We start from the raw sequence: 16,950 nt of genomic DNA, 5'->3' as shown, positions 1-16,950 counted from the left end.
TATTATCCTTTTGTTTTTCCGTTAAACTATAAAAATTAAAGGCGGCATATAAGCCGCCCGTTAAATCAGCCCTTTGTTTCCGACTGCTTTTTCCGTTCATATATTAAAACGTGATCGCCGTTTTTTAACGTGTGTCTGAAAGAACATTCCTCGCCGTTTACTTTGAGCGTTACCGGGCCCGATATATTATCAAGATCAAGGCCGGAATACTGGAGCATATCCATAAGATAGTACGGCTCTTTGTTTTTCTTTTCGGGAAGCGTCAACGACATGTCGTTGACTGTGAACGATATATTTCCGGCAAGCTTTGCGGCAATGCTTGTTTCCTCACGATCCGCAACTTTTTCCGCTTCATTTGCTTCATCGGCTGCATACTCTGCATATGTTTCCCGTTTGTTCCCAACTTCTTGAGAAAAACCGTATTCCTCCGCCGTTTCTTCTTTGAAGTTTTCCTGCTTTTCAAAGCCTTTTCCGTTTTCTTTTTTCTGCCCGAAAGCCTTTATCATATCCGTATATTCCCGGCTTAAAGGCTCAAACACAACGTTATCCCCGTTTTCAAGCTGCGTGTCCGCCGGGACTATTTCGCCGTTGACAACAATGTCCATGCCCGAAATTATCCCTTCTATATCCGTAAGATATGCCTTTGCGTTTTCGCCGTTTACAGCCGGAACAAATATAATATTATCGCCGGCACGCACAATATCCGAAAGCCTGCCTTCCCCGCCGTTTACCTCAAGCCTTGCGGGTTCTGCCTTTTCGCCGTAAAATACGCGCCTTTCGCCGTTTACGGTTACAACAACGTTTTGCCCCGAACGACCCATTATATCCTGATAGTTATATCCGTTCATCATCAAAAGATTCAGCACGGTAAACGCCCCGCTTCTGAAAAGCTTTGCGCTTTTGTCATTAAGGGTTACCCTGAAACCGTCGTTCGTCAGGTTAAGCCCGGCCGAAACCGCAATGCCTAATGGCGTTGTATATTCGGGATCGTTGAGATCGTAAATTTCCGATACGGCGCTCATACGGAAATTATTTCCTGCCGTAGCAACCCGTTTCGGATCCATTTTAAGGCTTTCCGTTATAATTTCTTTAAGCCCGTCCAACTTGCTCCCGCCGCCTGCAAGGAAAAGTGCGGACGGTTCCCCTCCGTTAACTTCAATTATGCGTTCGCTTATTTCACGGCAAAGCCTTTCAACGTCCGCATTTACACATTCCGTTATATCGCTTTTCGGAATATTCTGTTCAAAGCCCAGTATATCCGTAAAACGTATTTCATCTTTTGAATTAAGCTGAAACTTTATCTTTTCGGCCGTATCAAAATCAACGAGATATTTTTTCATAATGGATTCCGTTATCTCGTCGCCTGCAACCGTAGCCATTGTATATCCTATTACGCTTCCGTCGCGGCATACTGCAATATCGCTCGTTCCCGCACCTATATCCACAAGCGCCAAATTTAAAAGGCGCAGGTTTTCGGGTATTGCGGCGTTAATGGCCGCGATAGGCTCCAGCGTCATGCTTGCGATTTCAAGGCCGGTTTTGGCCATAGCCGTATAAAGGCTGTCGACAACCTCTCCCGGCAGGAAAGTTGCGATTATATCAACTTTCAGTTTTTTTCCGCGGTGGTCTTTAAGGCTTGACATCATGTAATTGTCTATATAGTATTGGCATACGTTATACCCCACAAGATAAAACCGGCGCGGTTCCGTATCCTGCCCTGCATTTGCTTCAAAAGTTTCTTCGGCCGCGCATATCGCCCCGGCTTCAAGGCGGCTGATTATTTCATCATTTATGACCTGCACGCCGTCAAGTTCCATCTCAAACACGGCGCGTTCCGTTTTAAGGGCACGCCCGGCGGCGGCCACACACACCCTGTCAAACCCGATCCCGACCTTTTCTTCAAGACGGCGTTTAACCGCGCCGGCAACAGACGCGACTTGATCGATGTCTTCAATCTGCCCGTCAACCATCGCCCTTTTGGTATGTTCGGCCTTTTCTACGGCAATAATATTGACTTTGCCGTTTTCAACAAAGCCCACCATGCCTATAATGCTTCTTGTCCCTATATCCAAAGCAAAAACCGTATTCTGCGGCGTAAGCGACTGTGATTTTCCGTTAGCTTCCATTTTATCCTTCCTCCGTACGCCCGGCATTCGCGCCGTCAGCCCTTTTTCTACATTTTATACATTTTTAAAGGGAATGTAAAGAGTGAAGTAAACGCAACCTCGTATACGCCGCATTTAAAAAAAGGCATAATACTTTTTGTGAATATATTACATATTTTATAAATATTTGCACAAATATCACAAATCATGTTGATGCCACGCTTAATAAAATATATTATTATTTTAAAGTAGGGGCGAACGTTAAACACTTTATTAAATATCCATATAATACCAAAAAATTTGCCGTTTGACATGTGTATTTTAGAAAGGTTGTGATATATCTATATTTTATCTGCACAGAAATTCCATTTTGGCTTTATATGGATTATTGTATAGAAAACTTTATATTCAATGAAGGTGGGGGAAATTATGAAAAAACTGTTTAGCTTGGTTTTATGCCTTTCATTGACAATATGTTTCGCAACAAGCGTTTCAGCCGCACCCAGATATGCAAATTCAGGTTTTATTTATGGATTTCAAGATTGGGATGGCGATCAGGTAAAGCCGGGAGATCAAATCATAAAAACAGCCGACGAATGTTACAACGCTTTAGACTATGTGCTGAAATGGGGATACGACGGTCAAGTAATACTTAACCCAAAACTTGCCGATATGGATAACGATAGGCTTGACAGCGCAATAATCTACTTTGCCGGACACGGAGATGGACTTTCGATAGATTTAGGATACGGTATGGGAATTTCCAACGGTACAGGAAAGGATTATAAAAATATCGAAAACCTGGATTTCAATCAGGTGCAGTTGGGAGTTTTATCAGCCTGCTATTCGGCGGTTCCCGGCATACCTTCAATAGCCAAACAAATTAACGATAATGGAGCGGCATGTACGATTGGCTGGAAAGAAGACGTCCAGTCGCCGTCTTTGAAAGATTTTAACGCAAAGTTTTTTGAACATTTAGATAATGGTGATAATTTTGAAAATACCGCCGCTGGAGCTGAAAATGATTTAACAAACGGTTCGACATTACCTTCATACCATCCTACGGCAACCGTATTCAATTATGAGTTTTTCGGCAATAAACAGAATACAATAGAAAAATTAAGCAACAAACAATCAGAGAATAAAAAAGGAATAGAAAGCCTTTTACATGAAGGTCTTGAACAATATGTTATTACAGATGATGTATCTTATAAACATATGTCCGGCGAATATGGTGAAATAGAAAATTATATAAAAGAAAACATAAATAACGAATTTAATCTCAACGACTACACTATATACGAAAAAGAACGTTCAAAAACAGTTCAATATAAACCAGTTTATTTCAGATACAATCTTAATGGCATTGAAACGGATTTCGGTTACAATATATTAATAGAAAATGATAAAGCTGTACTGATTACTGTTGCAGGAACCCCAATTTCAGAAAATACGCCTCTCACGCTGTCGGAAAACAACTACACCGACGAGGAGCTTTTTGATATTGCCATTGAGGAACTCGGGTTCGATAACGAAATCAAGAATAAGCGGGCGTCGCGCATGTACCTTTCGGCAACGGGCGAAATACTTTATCAAGTTGAAATAACCTATTATGACTATTATAACAACGGCAGTACGACGGCGTTCTGCGTCGGATACAGTTTTACGGAATAAATCATTGTTCCGGCAAAACAGCTGATTCTTTAATACATTAAGTAACGTCAGGCCGCGGCAACAATATGCCGCGGCCTTTCCGTTTTCATAATTTAAACTTCCGTTTGCGTTGCTGTAACTATAAAACTTTATAAAATATTGCATAACTTTGCGCGCCAAAAATCCTTTGCATGGGGCCGTCAATTCCTTTAAAACTTATTTCAAAAAAGCCGTCCCCTTTCAAAAATCAGTATTTATATTGGCGTTTATATATCCGCCTTCCCAAAACCTTGAAAACGCCGCCGCATTAAAACACAACCGTAAATATCCGCCTCAAATATTTTCATCGTTAAAACAAATAATCCCGCTTAATACAAACCGTCGGCACGCTTTCGCATGCCGACGGTTTATCCCGTACCTCTGTGAAGTTTAAATTTTTACCGCTTCGGACATCGCGTCAAACAGCGCTGTCCTTCGGAAATCCCGAGTATTTATCAGAAATCCCTGAATACAGCCCCTGTGTTGGCGCTCGTAACAAGCTCCCTGTATCTTCTGAGATACCCGTTCGGCACGTCCTTAACGACAGGCCTGAAGTTTTCACGGCGTTTTGCAAGTACCGCTTCGTCAACTTCAACATTAAGAGTATTATTGTTCATATCTATTGAAATAATATCGCCCTCTTCTATAAGGCCTATCGGCCCGCCTGCCGCCGCTTCGGGAGAAATATGCCCTATAGCCGCCCCGCGGGATGCTCCGGAAAAACGCCCGTCCGTTATAAGCGCAACGCTTTTGTCAAGGCCTAATCCCGCAAGCGTTGCCGTCGGCGCAAGCATCTCCCTCATGCCGGGGCCGCCTTTCGGCCCTTCATATCTTATAACAATAACGTCGCCCGAAACTATTTTTCCGGCCGTCATGGCTTCAATGCAGTCTTCCTCGCTGTCAAACACCCTTGCCGGGCCTTTATGCACAATCATTTCGGGCAGTACGGCGCCTTTTTTAACAATAGCCCCGTCCGGCGCAATGTTGCCCCAAAGCACTGCAAGGCCGCCGTCCGGCGAATATGCCGTTTCCCTGCTCCTTATAACGTCCCTGTTCCTTACCTTTGCATTTTTGATATTTTCGGCTACCGTCCTGCATGTGCAGGTTATAAGGCTTGTGTCAAAAAGGCCGTAGCTTTCCAGTTCTTTCATAAGCGCGCTTAGGCCTCCGGCCTCATCCAAATCCACAAGGCAGTCGGCTCCGGCGGGGGCAAGCTTAACAAGGTGCGGCGTTTCCTTGCTTATTTTGTTAATATCCTCAAAATTAATAGTAAGCCCGGCTTCATGGGCGATAGCAGGCAGGTGCAGGGCCGTATTTGTCGAACATCCCAGCGCCATATCAGCATGGAGCGCGTTTTTTAGGGATTTTTCGGTTATAATATCCCTTGGGCGCAGATCTTTTTCAAGTATTTCCATAATTTTCATGCCCGCTTCCTTTGCAAGCCTTATGCGCCCCGCATGCACGGCCGGTATTGTCCCGTTGCCGGGAAGCCCCATTCCTATAATTTCCGTAAGGCAGTTCATGGAATTTGCCGTAAACATTCCGGCGCAGCTTCCGCATCCCGGGCAAGTATTGTTTTCAACATCCATAGCTTCCTCTTGAGTGCACAGCCCCTGTTCAAGCTTTGGTATAAACTCATATCCGTTTGAATAAGTGGTTTTCGAGCCGTCCATAAGTTTTCCGGGCATCATAGGCCCGCCGCTTACAAATATACTAGGAAGATTAAGCCTCAGCGACGCCATCAGCATGCCCGGCACAATTTTATCACAGTTCGGAATAAAAACAAGCGCGTCAAAAGGGTGCGCCTTTGCCATTATTTCAACGCTGTCGGCGATATGCTCGCGGCTTATAAGGGAATAATGCATTCCGTCGTGCCCCATTGCAAGCCCGTCGCAAACGCCTATTGCCGGAAATTCAAAAGGCGTGCCGCCTGCAAGCCTTATGCCGTCTTTAACGGCCCGGGCAATTTGATCCAAATGCATGTGTCCCGGTATTATCTCATTTTTGGCGCATACAACGCCTATAAGCGGCCTCTCGATTTCCGCATCGGTAAGGCCGAGGGCTTTTAACAGCGTCCTGTGCGGCAGTTTTTTGGGGCCGGTTTTCATTGCGTCGCTTCTCATATTAAACATCTCCTTTAACAAATAACAAAAATCAGTCTGACAACTTTAAATTAATTTTATACAACGCATACCATAATGTCAATATATTTCTGGACATGAACACATTTATCTGATAAAATCAGTCTTACAACTTACGTAGGAGGAAACATATGCCCAACGAATTTATACCGGTTTCACAGTCGATTGCGAACCGCATAAGCGATATGATATTTTTAGAAAAAAAGTACATGCCCGGCGACAGGCTCCCCAACGAATACGATCTGAGTTCAAAGTTAGGCGTAAGCAGGACTTCTTTGAGGGAAGCCATAAAAATTTTAGCGGCTAAGGGCGTGCTTGTTATAAAGAGGGGAAGCGGGACATTCGTATCGTGCGCCCCGGAAACAAGCGGCGATCCTTTCGGCATGAAATACCTTGAGGACAAAAAAAAGCTCGTAAAAAACTGGTTTGAGTTCCGCCTTATACTGGAACCGCCCAATGCGAAGCTTGCCGCCGTTAACGCAAGCCCGTTTGAAATCTCGCAGATAACGGCCGCTTCAAACCATATACTTGAGCTTATAAAAAGCGGCCGCCCGTTCATAAGCGAGGATCAGCATTTTCATGCGCTGATAGCTACGGCGACAAAAAACGACGTTATAAAGCTTACCCTCCCTTCTCTCGAAGCCGCCGTAAGCGACGCCATCAACACTTCGTCAAAAATAGGGCGCGCCCCCATGTCCACGGAAAACGTGGAAATTTACCACCCGCATATTGCAAAATTCATAGAGTACCGCGACGGCGACGGGGCCGAAATGGCTATGCGGCTTCATATACTGCGCGGCCTTAAAGACCTTGAGGATGCCTGAATCCCGCGGTATGCGCCGCCAAAATTACGCCGAATCCGCCCGCTTGTATGTAAACCGGATTTTTCTGCAAAAAATAAACGCGCCGGAATAGTTTATCTTATCATATCCGACGCGTCTACCACCGTCCAAATTTCAATTTTAAAATCATAAATCCCGGCCTGTATTGTACGGCGTATGCTTTAGCTTTTTCCGCACAGCCGCTGAGAAGCCCATGCAAATCGACGTATAATTTTTTATACAAGGCGGCATTTGCAAAGGCATACAGGCTCCATACCTTGGGTACATACGGTTGAGGACTGCATTAAGCCGCCCGATACCGGCGTTAAAAGTATTTGACGTAACTTTGACTGCCCCTGCATGCTTTTTCCTCGTTCTTTGCCGCCCTCAACTCTTTACTCCGCATGTGAAAATTTTTTGTTATTCAACGTGCAAATGCGCAGACTTACCAAGAGGTAATGGAGCGAACCGTGCGATAGCCGCGGCGCGTTTTCCAACGGAAAATTCAAGAGTTCACAGGCAAGTATTCTAAGTTCCGAAGAACAGAAAAATTTACCGTATAGAGCATGCATCCCCTTGCAAACCGAAGGTATAATAAATTTTTCTCTATAGGACGCTGCAAATACTTGAACATACTGCCTAACTTCCCTTTTGGCAAACGCCACGCGCCGTTATTCTTTTACAGTTCGTATATTTGCATGCGGGCAAGCCCGCGCATTTGCGCCTTGAATAACAAAAAAATCTCCGCACGGCGTCTAAAATATCAAAACGGCGTCGGCAATTTAAAATAAAAAACCAAAGCGGCGTCAAAAGTATTTGACGCCGCTTTTATGCCGCTAATAAGCCCTCAACCGTATATGCCATTGTAAACCTAATGAAAAACACGTTTAATCCGCATGTGCGGCTACCATAAATTTTTTTGCCGTCAATCAGTCCGTATCGTTATAACGCTTAAGTAAGTCCTGCGCCAAACAAAGCGGAATTCTATTTACGGTGCATGCATATTTTTACAATCCAATAATTTCACCGAAAAGTCCCTTTATAAAATTTTAAAGGGCCGTCATGTTAAAAGCACGCATTTATTCATACCTGAAATCAAGCTCAGGGTTTTTAAGCGTAACTTTAGCGCCCGCCGGTACGGATTCCGTAATAAATACGTTGCCCCCTATAACGGAATCGGCTCCTATGACAGTTTTCCCGCCGAGTATAGTCGCCCCTGAGTATATAGTTACATTATCCTCAATAGTCGGATGCCTTTTTACGTTTGCCAAAAGCTGGCCGCTCCTTGTGGAAAGCGCGCCGAGGGTAACGCCCTGATAAAGCTTGACATTGTTGCCTATATTTGTAGTTTCGCCTATAACAATTCCCGTACCGTGGTCTATGAAGAAATATTCCCCTATCTGCGCCCCGGCGTTTATATCTATCCCCGTTTTCCCGTGGGCATATTCCGTCATTATGCGCGGCACAAACGGAACGTCCATTTTATAAAGCTCGTGGGCAACCCTGTAAACGTATATTGCAAAAAGCCCCGGATATGAAAATATAATTTCTTCCTTGCTTTTCGCCGCCGGATCGCCGTCAAAACCGGCCTGTATGTCTTTAAGGAGCATCTGCTGTATATAGGGAACCTTTTCAAACAAACGGCAGCTTATTTCTTCCGCCCTCAGCGCTATTTCCTCTTCTGTGGCGTTATCGGCGTTTTTATATAGTATGGCCGTTTCAACCTGTAGTTTCAAAGCTTCATAAAGTTTCGTTATTGTGTGCCCGATAAAATATTCCGGTTCGGACGCCTTTATATTTTCGCTTCCGAAATACCCGGGAAACATAACGCGTCTTAATTCCTTTATTATCTGTATAATAACATACCTGCTGGGAAGTTTCCTTCCCTCCCTTGTTATAAAAAGTTCCTCGTTTTTGCAGTTTTCTGTTACGGAGTGTACGGCTTTATTAATAACTTTCCTAATGTCGTTTTCCATATGATATATCTCCTATCAAAATAATATGTTTTATACATTATCTCAAATAAAGGCAATTTCTTCAAGCATAAATTTGCGACGCTTTTTTCCGCAGGCAAAGACTCCGCATTTTCATTTGTTCCGTTTAAAGTTCGCCGTTCAGCCGCCGCTTAATCCGCTCTGTGGGGAACATATCTTTAATATCCGCTTTTTCAAACAAATTCGGCGGCAGTTCTTTTTGTCCCGTAAATTTCAGGTACCAATCAACCGCCCTTTTGTCGATTATAATTTTGCCGCGTCCGGCCCAATGCCTGTTGCTCTCCCGTTTTTTCACGCCTGAAATCCAATATTTATCCCCATTTTCTACGTCTTCATAATTGAAATAATATCCGGTGCGCTTCTGAAAAGCGCGGTCGTTAAAATAAACCGTCTTTCTGCTTTTTGAAGTTTTCACATAGCCGATCCATGCCGGGCCGTCGTCCGAATACCCTGTTTTTAACTCTATATACATTAAATCTTTTATCAAGTTTTCTCCCCCTTCCGAAATCCGAACGCGGCTTAGAGCCACGCCGCATTATTTCCCGGTTTATAGCCTCTAGGGCCGCATATTTATTTTCACATAAGTCTTTGCCGGCGGCATAAACGCATCTTTCCTCCGACGCTTTTCCTACGTCGGCCCAATCGCAAGCGTAATTACAAATTAAGATACCTTAAAGAGCTTCTTATAAAAAGTTCAACTCCGTATTTAAGCACGTTTTCATCTATATTGAAGCATGGGTGGTAATGCGGGTAAACGCTTCCTTCCGACGGGTTGTTAATACCGATAAAAGTCATAACGGAAGGTATGCGCTGGCTGATTTCGGCAAAGTCCTCTCCTAAAAGGCTTTTAAATTCCCTTATATTCCCGTTTGTGCCGAACACCGTTTCCGCCGCGCCTTTAACAAGGCTTACAAGGGCGGCGTCGTTTATCAGCGGCGGGTTGCTCGGTATAAAAGATATTTCAAACTCAAGATCCAAGGCGCTGCAAATGCCCTGCACAATTCTTCTGAAAGAGCTTTTTACTTTTTCCTTACCGCCGTCGCCGCCTGAAAAAAGGAACCTGATCGTACCGCCCATTTCAACCCTGTCGCTTATTATGTTCCTTGCCGTACCGCCGCTTATTTTTCCTACCATTACGGCCATAGGGCACAAAGGATCGTATTCCCTTGTGCACAATGCCTGAAGGGAATCTATAATTTTCGCCGCGCCGAGTATCGCATCCTTTCCCGTATGCGGCAGGGAAGTGTTCGCCGATTTGCCGTAAACCGTTATTTCAAACTCTTCCGTAGTGCCTATAACGGGGCCGCTGCTCAGCCCTATTTCGCCGCTTTCAATCTGATTCCAAAGCTGCACGGCAAAAGCCGCGTCCACAGCCGGGCTTTCAAGCACTCCGGCGTTTATCATTTCCAAAGCTCCCGTAACTTCCTCATTAGGCTGGAAAACAAATTTTATATTGCCCCTGAATTCGTCCCTGTGCCTTGAAAGTATTTTGGCCGCCACAAGGAGCATCGCCATCTGGCCGTCATGGCCGGAGGCATGCATTACCCCTTCGTTAACGGACGAAAACGGGAGCCCCGTTTTTTCTTCCACAGGCAGGGCGTCCATGCTTGAGCGGAGGAGTATTGTCTTTCCTTCTCCCGCCGTGCCCCGCACTATGCCGACAACGCCTGTTTTAGCTATGTTTTTAACCTCGATATCAAGCTTTTTCAAATATCCGTATATTATCTGCGACGTTCTGAATTCTTTAAATCCTATTTCCGGATTTTCATGGAAATCGCGCCTTAACGCTATAATTTCGCTTTCATACCCCGCGACTTCCCTTTTTATATCAAACACCTGAAAACGCCCCTTTCATTTCTGCCGTTCGGCGCCCTCCCCTATTTTAGAACTCATAAGGCATACTGAACCGACAATAAGGGCTATGCCGGCTATTTTAAGCGGCGTCGGGCTTTCATTATACGCAAAGCATCCCAAAAGCATTGCGCTTATCGGCTCTGTCGTTGAAATTATGGACGCTTTCGACGCTTCCACATGTTCAAGCCCTTTAAGATGCAGGAGGTAAGGCAGTATCGAAATCGCTATGGCAAAACCGGCCATACTCAGCCATGCCCCCGAGGCAGTGACCTTTGATATTGTGTCAACGGGATTTGCCGCTGCCGAAAAAACGAATATCGCGACAAAAAACAGATAGAAAGTAACGGTTTTTGCCGAATAGCCGCTAAGGTATTTTTTCCCCAGCACATTGTAAAGCGCGAAAGTAAACCCCGAAACTACGCCGAAAAATATGCCCGACGCGCTGTATGACGCCCCCTTCGTTTCAAGGGCCCCCGAAACAAAAAGGCAGCCGATCGTAGTTATAACTATAACCGCCACTTTTTTGGGAGTTATTTTTTCCCCGAACATGAACCTTGAAAGCACCAGCACAAACGCCGGATATGTATAAAAAAGCGCCCCGGCTACGCCGACGGACGTTTCGTTTATGGCAACGACGTATGCCGCCCCGTATGTGCAGTACCCAAATACGGCAATGGAAGCTATGCCGAGAAAATCCTTTATACTGCGGATTTTAAATATCCCCCTGTCGGTTATGAAAAAAACGGCCCCTATTATCAAAGCCGCAATCATGTTTCTTACAAGATTCATCTCCGACGGCGTAAATCCGTACCCGGTAAGCGTTTTTGTAAAAAAGCCGGTAACTCCCCAAAGCACTGCCGCAACCGTTATGTAAAAATATGAAACCGCCTTCCTGCCCATTTTAACACCAACCCTTTTGTCATTTTTCAAAGAATTATATACGAACGGCTAAAATAAATCAACACATTTATATGTATACAGATTAATTCGCAAAATACGGCGTGCGGCCGTAAAATTTTATCCGTCCCCGTAAAATAAATCCGCCCCGTTTCCGCCAATACATAGACGCGCCGTTTTTTACAGTTAAATCCCAACTTCATTATGCCTGCAAATCATATCCATATAACGATATGCGGCTGTATTTCATAACGGCTCATATAAAAATTAAAGGCCGGCAAACCTTTTAAACCGGTTTGGCGGCCTTTAAACTATGCGCAATAAATTTCAGCTCTGCCGAAAATACCCGCTTAATAAATTTTTACGTCGCGGATATTATAAAACGGCAACCGCGTCAATTTCCAGGTTCGCTCCGCCCGCAAGATCCGTAATCTGCATCGCAATCCTTGCCGGAGGGTTTTCGGGGAAGTATGAAGAATACACCTCGTTAAAATCAGCCATCATTTTTATGTCCTTTACAAACACATTAACTTTTACTATGTCTTTAAGCGTGCCTCCGGCGGCTTCGACAGTATTTTTGAGGTTTTCAAGGGCATATTTTGTTTCTATCTTAATATCGCCGTTTCCGACAATTTTATCCGTTTTCGGATCGTCGCCGCATACGCCCGCAAGATATACGGTGTTGCCCGCCTTTACCGCCTGCGAATATGGGGCGGTTGGTTTTGTGGCTTTTTCGGTAAATATAAACTCTTTTTCCATTTTTCGCACTCCCATTAATAATTATCGTTTACAATCTGTTTAACGGTTTCCATGCTTATGCCGTTTCCCGTTACGATTATGGCTACATTGCTGCCTTTTTTAATCGCGCCGCTCCTTAAAGCGTATGCAATTCCGGTTGCGCTTGCGCCTTCGGCAATTACATGGTGGTTTTCCATTATGTATGCGATGCCTTTCGATATTTCCTCTTCGCCTACCTGTACGGTTTCGTCGACATAGTCCCTTACAATATCAAAAGTATATTTATTGTCAAGGCCGATGCCGCCCAAAAGGCTGTCCGCCAACGTAGGCTCTTCCGGCATTTCAACGGGACGGCCCGCTTTAAGACTCTCGATCATGACGGCGGCGCGTTCCTGAGAAACGCCTATAACCTTAACCCCCGGAACGGTAAGCTTAAAGCCCAGCGTTACGCCGCTTATAAGCCCTCCGCCGGAAAGAGGGACTATCGCCGTGTCGATTTCAGGGCAGTCCTCAAGTATTTCAAGGCTCATGGTTCCCTGCCCGCATATTATTTCCTTGTCGTCGAAAGGCGGGATAACCGTAACCCCCTCCTTTTCCTGAAGCTCATAGCAGTAAACGCCGGCCGCGTCCTGGCTGTCCCAGTTTTGAAGTATCGTGGGGTTATACCTGCTTATGGCTTTAACCTTTACGTCCGGCACGTTTTTGGACATGCACACCGTCGCCTTGACATTAAGCCTGTCTGCGATATATGCAACCGCCATGCCGTGGTTTCCCGTTGAGAAAGTGGAAACGCCTTTTTCTTTCTGGCTTTCGCTGAGGCCGAGTATTTTGTTTGCCGCCCCGCGTACCTTAAAAGCCCCTATAGCCTGTAAGTTTTCCATTTTAATATAAATGTTTGCCCCCGTCATTTCGCTTAAAGCCGGGGAATAAACGAGCGGCGTCCTTGTTATATACGGGCTTATCCTTTGTTTTGCCCTCCAGATATCCCTTGATGTAATATCTTTTACCTGCATAATTTATGCCTCCAAACAATATAGACGCGCGGCGTCAAAGGGGAAATATGCCGCCGCGGCATTTTAAAATATAATATCCCGCCGCGCTGTCAACGGCGCGGCACAGGCTGCAATAAACTTTACTCGGCATTTACGGCCGCAACCTCTTCGAGGAGCTTGTCGAGTATAGCGGCGCCGTCTTGGCCTACAAGTTCTTTATATTTGTCATAAGCCGTTAATGCCTTTTCTTTGAATGCAGCCCTTTCTTCTTCAGTAAGGTCTACAACCTGTATGTCGCTTTCTTCAAGTATGAGATCCAACGCTCCGCCGTTTAATTCTTCCTGTATTTCAAAGGAGCGCGGAACCATTTCATCTATACAGTCAAGCACAATCTGCTGTATATCCGCCGGAAGCGAATTAAAGAAATCCGGGTTAACGCATGTCGCCGTTATATAGAGGTTTGAATTGGCTCTTGTAAGGTAATCCTGAACCTCATGGAACTTAGACGTATGTATTGCGCTTATCGGGTTTTCCTGTCCTTCAATCATGTTAAGCTGAAGTCCCGAATAAACCTCAAGGTAGCTCATAGGGGTTGGGTTTGCGCCGTAAGCTTCATAAGCCGCAATTATCATAGGCGACTGCATCGTCCTGAATTTAAGGCCTTTGAAAGCGTCCGGCGTATTGAGCGGCTTGTTTGCGGTCCACTGCATTGCGCCTTCCGTCCAGTAGCTTAAAGGCTGTATTTTCTTTTCAAGGTATTTTGCCGTAAGCATTTCGTTTAAAGCCACGCTGTCCCTTAAAATCTGCTGCGTTTTCGTCATATCCTCAGGGAAAAGGAAATGAAGTGAGAAAAGCTGGTTTTCAGGCACAACGGTTCCTGTGTTGCCCGGGCTTATAACCGCAAATTCAAGCCCTCCGTTTTGGAGCAGTTCGCACTGTTGGAGAGCGTCGCCGATTTGGCCTACCTGGTAAACCTCAAGCGTTATGCGGCCGTCGGACTTTTCATTAAGGAGCTGCGCAAATTCCTTGCAGTAAACGTCCTGCATGTCGCCTTCATATTCCTCGTGCGCCATCCTCCAGTTATATGTAGCGTCCGGATCCGATGCGGCTTCCCCTTCCGCGCCTTGGGCCGGAGCGCTTGTCGAAGCCGACCCGCTGCGATCCCCCGCGCACCCTGCAAATACCGAAACAGCAAGAACAGATACTGCCGCTAAAGCTAAAATCCTTTTTTTCATAATAAAATCCTCCCTTTCAGTTAACCGTTTAAAAACGACAATACATTACGCACCTGAAGTTCAACGCCGTATTTAAGCATATCTTCGTCAATATCGAATTTAGCGTGGTGGTGCGGGTAATCGCTGTGCTTTTCATGATCTGCAACGCCTATAAAAGTCATAACAGACGGCACTCTTTGGCTGAATTCCGCAAAATCCTCGCCCGCAAGGCTCCTGAAAGCCTCGACGTTTTCCCTTGTGCCGAATGTTTCAGCTGCATTTTCCTTAACAAGCGACGTAAGGGCCGCGTCATTGAAAAGCGACGGGTTGCTCGGTATGTATTTAAGCTTGTAGTCAAGCCCCAGCGCCATGCATGTGCCTTTTATCACCCTTTCAAAGGCTTCAAGCACTTTGGGCTTATTTATGTTTTCATCGGGGAAAAGGAAACGTATCGTCCCCCCGAGCTTAACGCTGCCGGTTATAATATTTCTTGCTGTGCCGCCGTTTATATGTCCAAACATCACGGCTATAGGCAAAAGCGGGTCAAACTCCCTTGTGCCCAAGCTCTGCATTGCATACACCACGCTGCATGCGCCCAAAAGCGCGTCCTTTGCTGTATGCGGCGTTGAAGTATGTCCGGCAGCGCCAAGTATTTCAAGTTCAAACTCCTCCGTTGTGCCGAGTATAGGCCCGTCGGAAAGGCCTATGTTTCCGCTTTTTATAGGGCTCCAAAGATGGAGCGCAAAAGCCGCGTCGACATGTGGGTTTTCAAGCACGCCTGCGTTTATCATATCAAGCGCGCCCGCTTCTTCCTCATTGGGCTGGAAAACAAATTTTACGCTGCCCTTTATTTCGTCCTTGTGCGCCGCAAGTATTTTGGCAACAATAAGCTGTATAGCCGTGTGGCCGTCATGGCCGCATGCATGCATAACGCCTTTATTTTGCGATGCGAAGGGAAGGCCCGTTTCTTCCTCCACGGGAAGGGCGTCCATATCCGCCCTTAAAAGTACGGTTTTGCCTTCCCCTGCGCCGCCTTTAAGCACGGCGCACACTCCCGTGCCGTTAACTGTTTCAACCTCAAGACCCAAAGCCGTTAAGTAACCGCAAACTTTTTTTGATGTCAAAAACTCCTTATATCCCAGCTCCGGATAGCTGTGGAAATCACGCCTTAAATCTATAAGCTCTTTTTCAAGGGCCGAAACTTCACTTTTAATATCGAACATCCAAACCCCTCCTTAAAGCAGGAACAGCGAAAGCTGCGGGCACAGTATTACAACCGCCGTTATTACGACAAGCATGATAAGGTATGGCGGCAGCCCCTTTACAATATCTATGTACGGCCTGTTGAATATCGCGCAGCCTGTAAATATATTGCATCCGAACGGCGGCGAGATTGAACCTATAGCGGCCTGAAGCGTTATTATAATGCCGAGGTGTATAGGATCGATACCTGCCTGCATTGCAAGCGGGTAGAAAATAGGGCTTAATATGATTATTACAACAAGCGAGTCTACAAACATACAGCCGATAAAGAAGAATATTGTTACCGTTACAAGTATCTTAATTGCGGAAGGATCAACGCCGAGTATTGCAGACGTAAGCATCTGAGGTATTTTCGCATAGGAGATAACCCATGAGAAAAGCTGTCCGCCCGCAACAAGTATAAATACGGCGCACGTAACGACTGCCGTTGAAAGGGCAATCCTGTGGAGATCCTTTATTTTAATTGTCCTGAAAACAAGCATTTCAAGTATAAGCGCATATAAAACCGCTATTGCCGCCGCCTCTGTAGGGCTGAAGAAGCCGCTGTAAATACCGGCAAATATGATTATAGGGAAGCCTAAAGGAGCGATAGCCCTTTTAAAAGCTTTTCCCCTTTCCTCCCATGTAGCTTTTTTAAGACGCGGTATATTAACTTTTTTCGCATAGAAATAGCTGTAAATCGCAAAGAAAATAAGTATCAATATACCGGGGCCAACGCCCGCTATAAACAAATCGCCTACAGACGAGCCCGTAACAACAGCGTACATAATCATCGAAATGCTCGGCGGTATCAAAAGGGCGATAATAGCGGAGCTTATAATAAGGCCGCTGGAGGCGCCGTCCTGATACCCAAGCTTTAAAAGCCTCTGGCGCATCGGTTTTCCGATTGCAACGACAGTAGCCTGTGTCGATCCTGAAATCGCGCCGAACATCGTGCACGTTATAGCCGTTGTAATGGCCATGCCGCCGTGGATGTGGCCTACAAATGTTTCAACAAGATCCAAAAGCCTTTTTGTAGTGTTCCCGGCGCACATTATGTCGGCCGCAAGTATGAACATGGGCACCGAAAGGAGCACTGTTGAAGAAACTCCCGCAATAAGCTGCTGAACGCTCATGGCCAAGTCCATATTAGGTATAAAGAAAATTATAACGGCTAAAGGCGCCGCAACCATCGGTATAACCATCGGGAAGTTTAATACAAGGAAAAATACCATTATCCCAAGCAGTAACGCCACCATA

13 protein-coding genes are annotated in these 16,950 nt (G+C 45.5%); 2 read left to right on the top strand and 11 right to left on the bottom strand.

What is annotated here, in order from left to right; translation table 11 throughout:
- Positions 1-65: 65 nt before the first annotated feature.
- The gene (pilM, locus tag NE664_08300; protein MCQ4726658.1) at positions 66-2,126 is read right to left on the bottom strand and encodes a pilus assembly protein PilM; all 2,061 of its coding nucleotides are present in this window, start codon (positions 2,124-2,126) and stop codon (positions 66-68) included.
- A 408-nt stretch (positions 2,127-2,534) separates the two neighbouring features.
- On the opposite strand from pilM, the gene NE664_08295 reads away from it, so the two are divergent.
- Positions 2,535-3,779 carry a CHAT domain-containing protein gene (locus NE664_08295; protein MCQ4726657.1) on the top strand — a complete coding sequence of 415 codons (1,245 nt, stop codon included), beginning with the start codon at positions 2,535-2,537 and terminating at the stop codon, positions 3,777-3,779.
- Between the two features lie 473 nt (positions 3,780-4,252).
- On the opposite strand, the gene ilvD is transcribed toward NE664_08295, so the two are convergent.
- Complete coding sequence (ilvD, locus tag NE664_08290) at positions 4,253-5,920, bottom strand: dihydroxy-acid dehydratase (GenBank protein MCQ4726656.1); 1,668 nt, start codon at positions 5,918-5,920, stop codon at positions 4,253-4,255.
- A gap of 149 nt (positions 5,921-6,069) precedes the next feature.
- Between ilvD and NE664_08285 the strand changes: the two genes are divergently transcribed.
- A complete protein-coding gene (locus NE664_08285) occupies positions 6,070-6,762 on the top strand; it encodes a FadR family transcriptional regulator (protein ID MCQ4726655.1) in 693 nt (230 codons plus the stop codon).
- 1,076 nt (positions 6,763-7,838) lie between these two features.
- On the opposite strand, the gene NE664_08280 is transcribed toward NE664_08285, so the two are convergent.
- From NE664_08280 to NE664_08240, 9 genes are all read right to left on the bottom strand, one after another.
- The gene (locus tag NE664_08280) at positions 7,839-8,735 is read right to left on the bottom strand and encodes a serine O-acetyltransferase (GenBank protein ID MCQ4726654.1); all 897 of its coding nucleotides are present in this window, start codon (positions 8,733-8,735) and stop codon (positions 7,839-7,841) included.
- A 124-nt stretch (positions 8,736-8,859) separates the two neighbouring features.
- Positions 8,860-9,240 (bottom strand): mannose-1-phosphate guanylyltransferase, encoded by a 381-nt coding sequence (locus tag NE664_08275; protein ID MCQ4726653.1) that lies wholly within the window; start codon positions 9,238-9,240, stop codon positions 8,860-8,862.
- A gap of 167 nt (positions 9,241-9,407) precedes the next feature.
- Entirely contained in the window at positions 9,408-10,589 is a 1,182-nt protein-coding gene (locus NE664_08270; GenBank protein MCQ4726652.1) for an amidohydrolase, read from the bottom strand.
- Positions 10,590-10,604: 15 nt separating this feature from the next.
- Positions 10,605-11,507: a DMT family transporter gene (locus tag NE664_08265; protein MCQ4726651.1), complete on the bottom strand. Its 903-nt coding sequence runs from the start codon at positions 11,505-11,507 to the stop codon at positions 10,605-10,607.
- Positions 11,508-11,879: 372 nt separating this feature from the next.
- Positions 11,880-12,263 (bottom strand): Rid family detoxifying hydrolase, encoded by a 384-nt coding sequence (locus NE664_08260; protein MCQ4726650.1) that lies wholly within the window; start codon positions 12,261-12,263, stop codon positions 11,880-11,882.
- 14 nt (positions 12,264-12,277) lie between these two features.
- A complete protein-coding gene (locus NE664_08255; GenBank protein MCQ4726649.1) occupies positions 12,278-13,255 on the bottom strand; it encodes a threonine/serine dehydratase in 978 nt (325 codons plus the stop codon).
- A gap of 119 nt (positions 13,256-13,374) precedes the next feature.
- A complete protein-coding gene (locus NE664_08250) occupies positions 13,375-14,469 on the bottom strand; it encodes a DctP family TRAP transporter solute-binding subunit (protein MCQ4726648.1) in 1,095 nt (364 codons plus the stop codon).
- 20 nt (positions 14,470-14,489) lie between these two features.
- A complete protein-coding gene (locus NE664_08245) occupies positions 14,490-15,671 on the bottom strand; it encodes an amidohydrolase (protein MCQ4726647.1) in 1,182 nt (393 codons plus the stop codon).
- A 12-nt stretch (positions 15,672-15,683) separates the two neighbouring features.
- Positions 15,684-16,949 carry a TRAP transporter large permease gene (locus NE664_08240; protein MCQ4726646.1) on the bottom strand — a complete coding sequence of 422 codons (1,266 nt, stop codon included), beginning with the start codon at positions 16,947-16,949 and terminating at the stop codon, positions 15,684-15,686.
- Between the last annotated feature and the right edge of the window lies 1 nt (position 16,950).

It is taken from the genome of Anaerotignum faecicola (assembly GCA_024460105.1).
Taxonomy (GTDB): domain Bacteria; phylum Bacillota; class Clostridia; order Lachnospirales; family Anaerotignaceae; genus JANFXS01.
The sequence above is the reverse complement of the archived record's forward strand: the minus strand, read 5'-3'. Positions and strand labels throughout refer to the sequence as shown.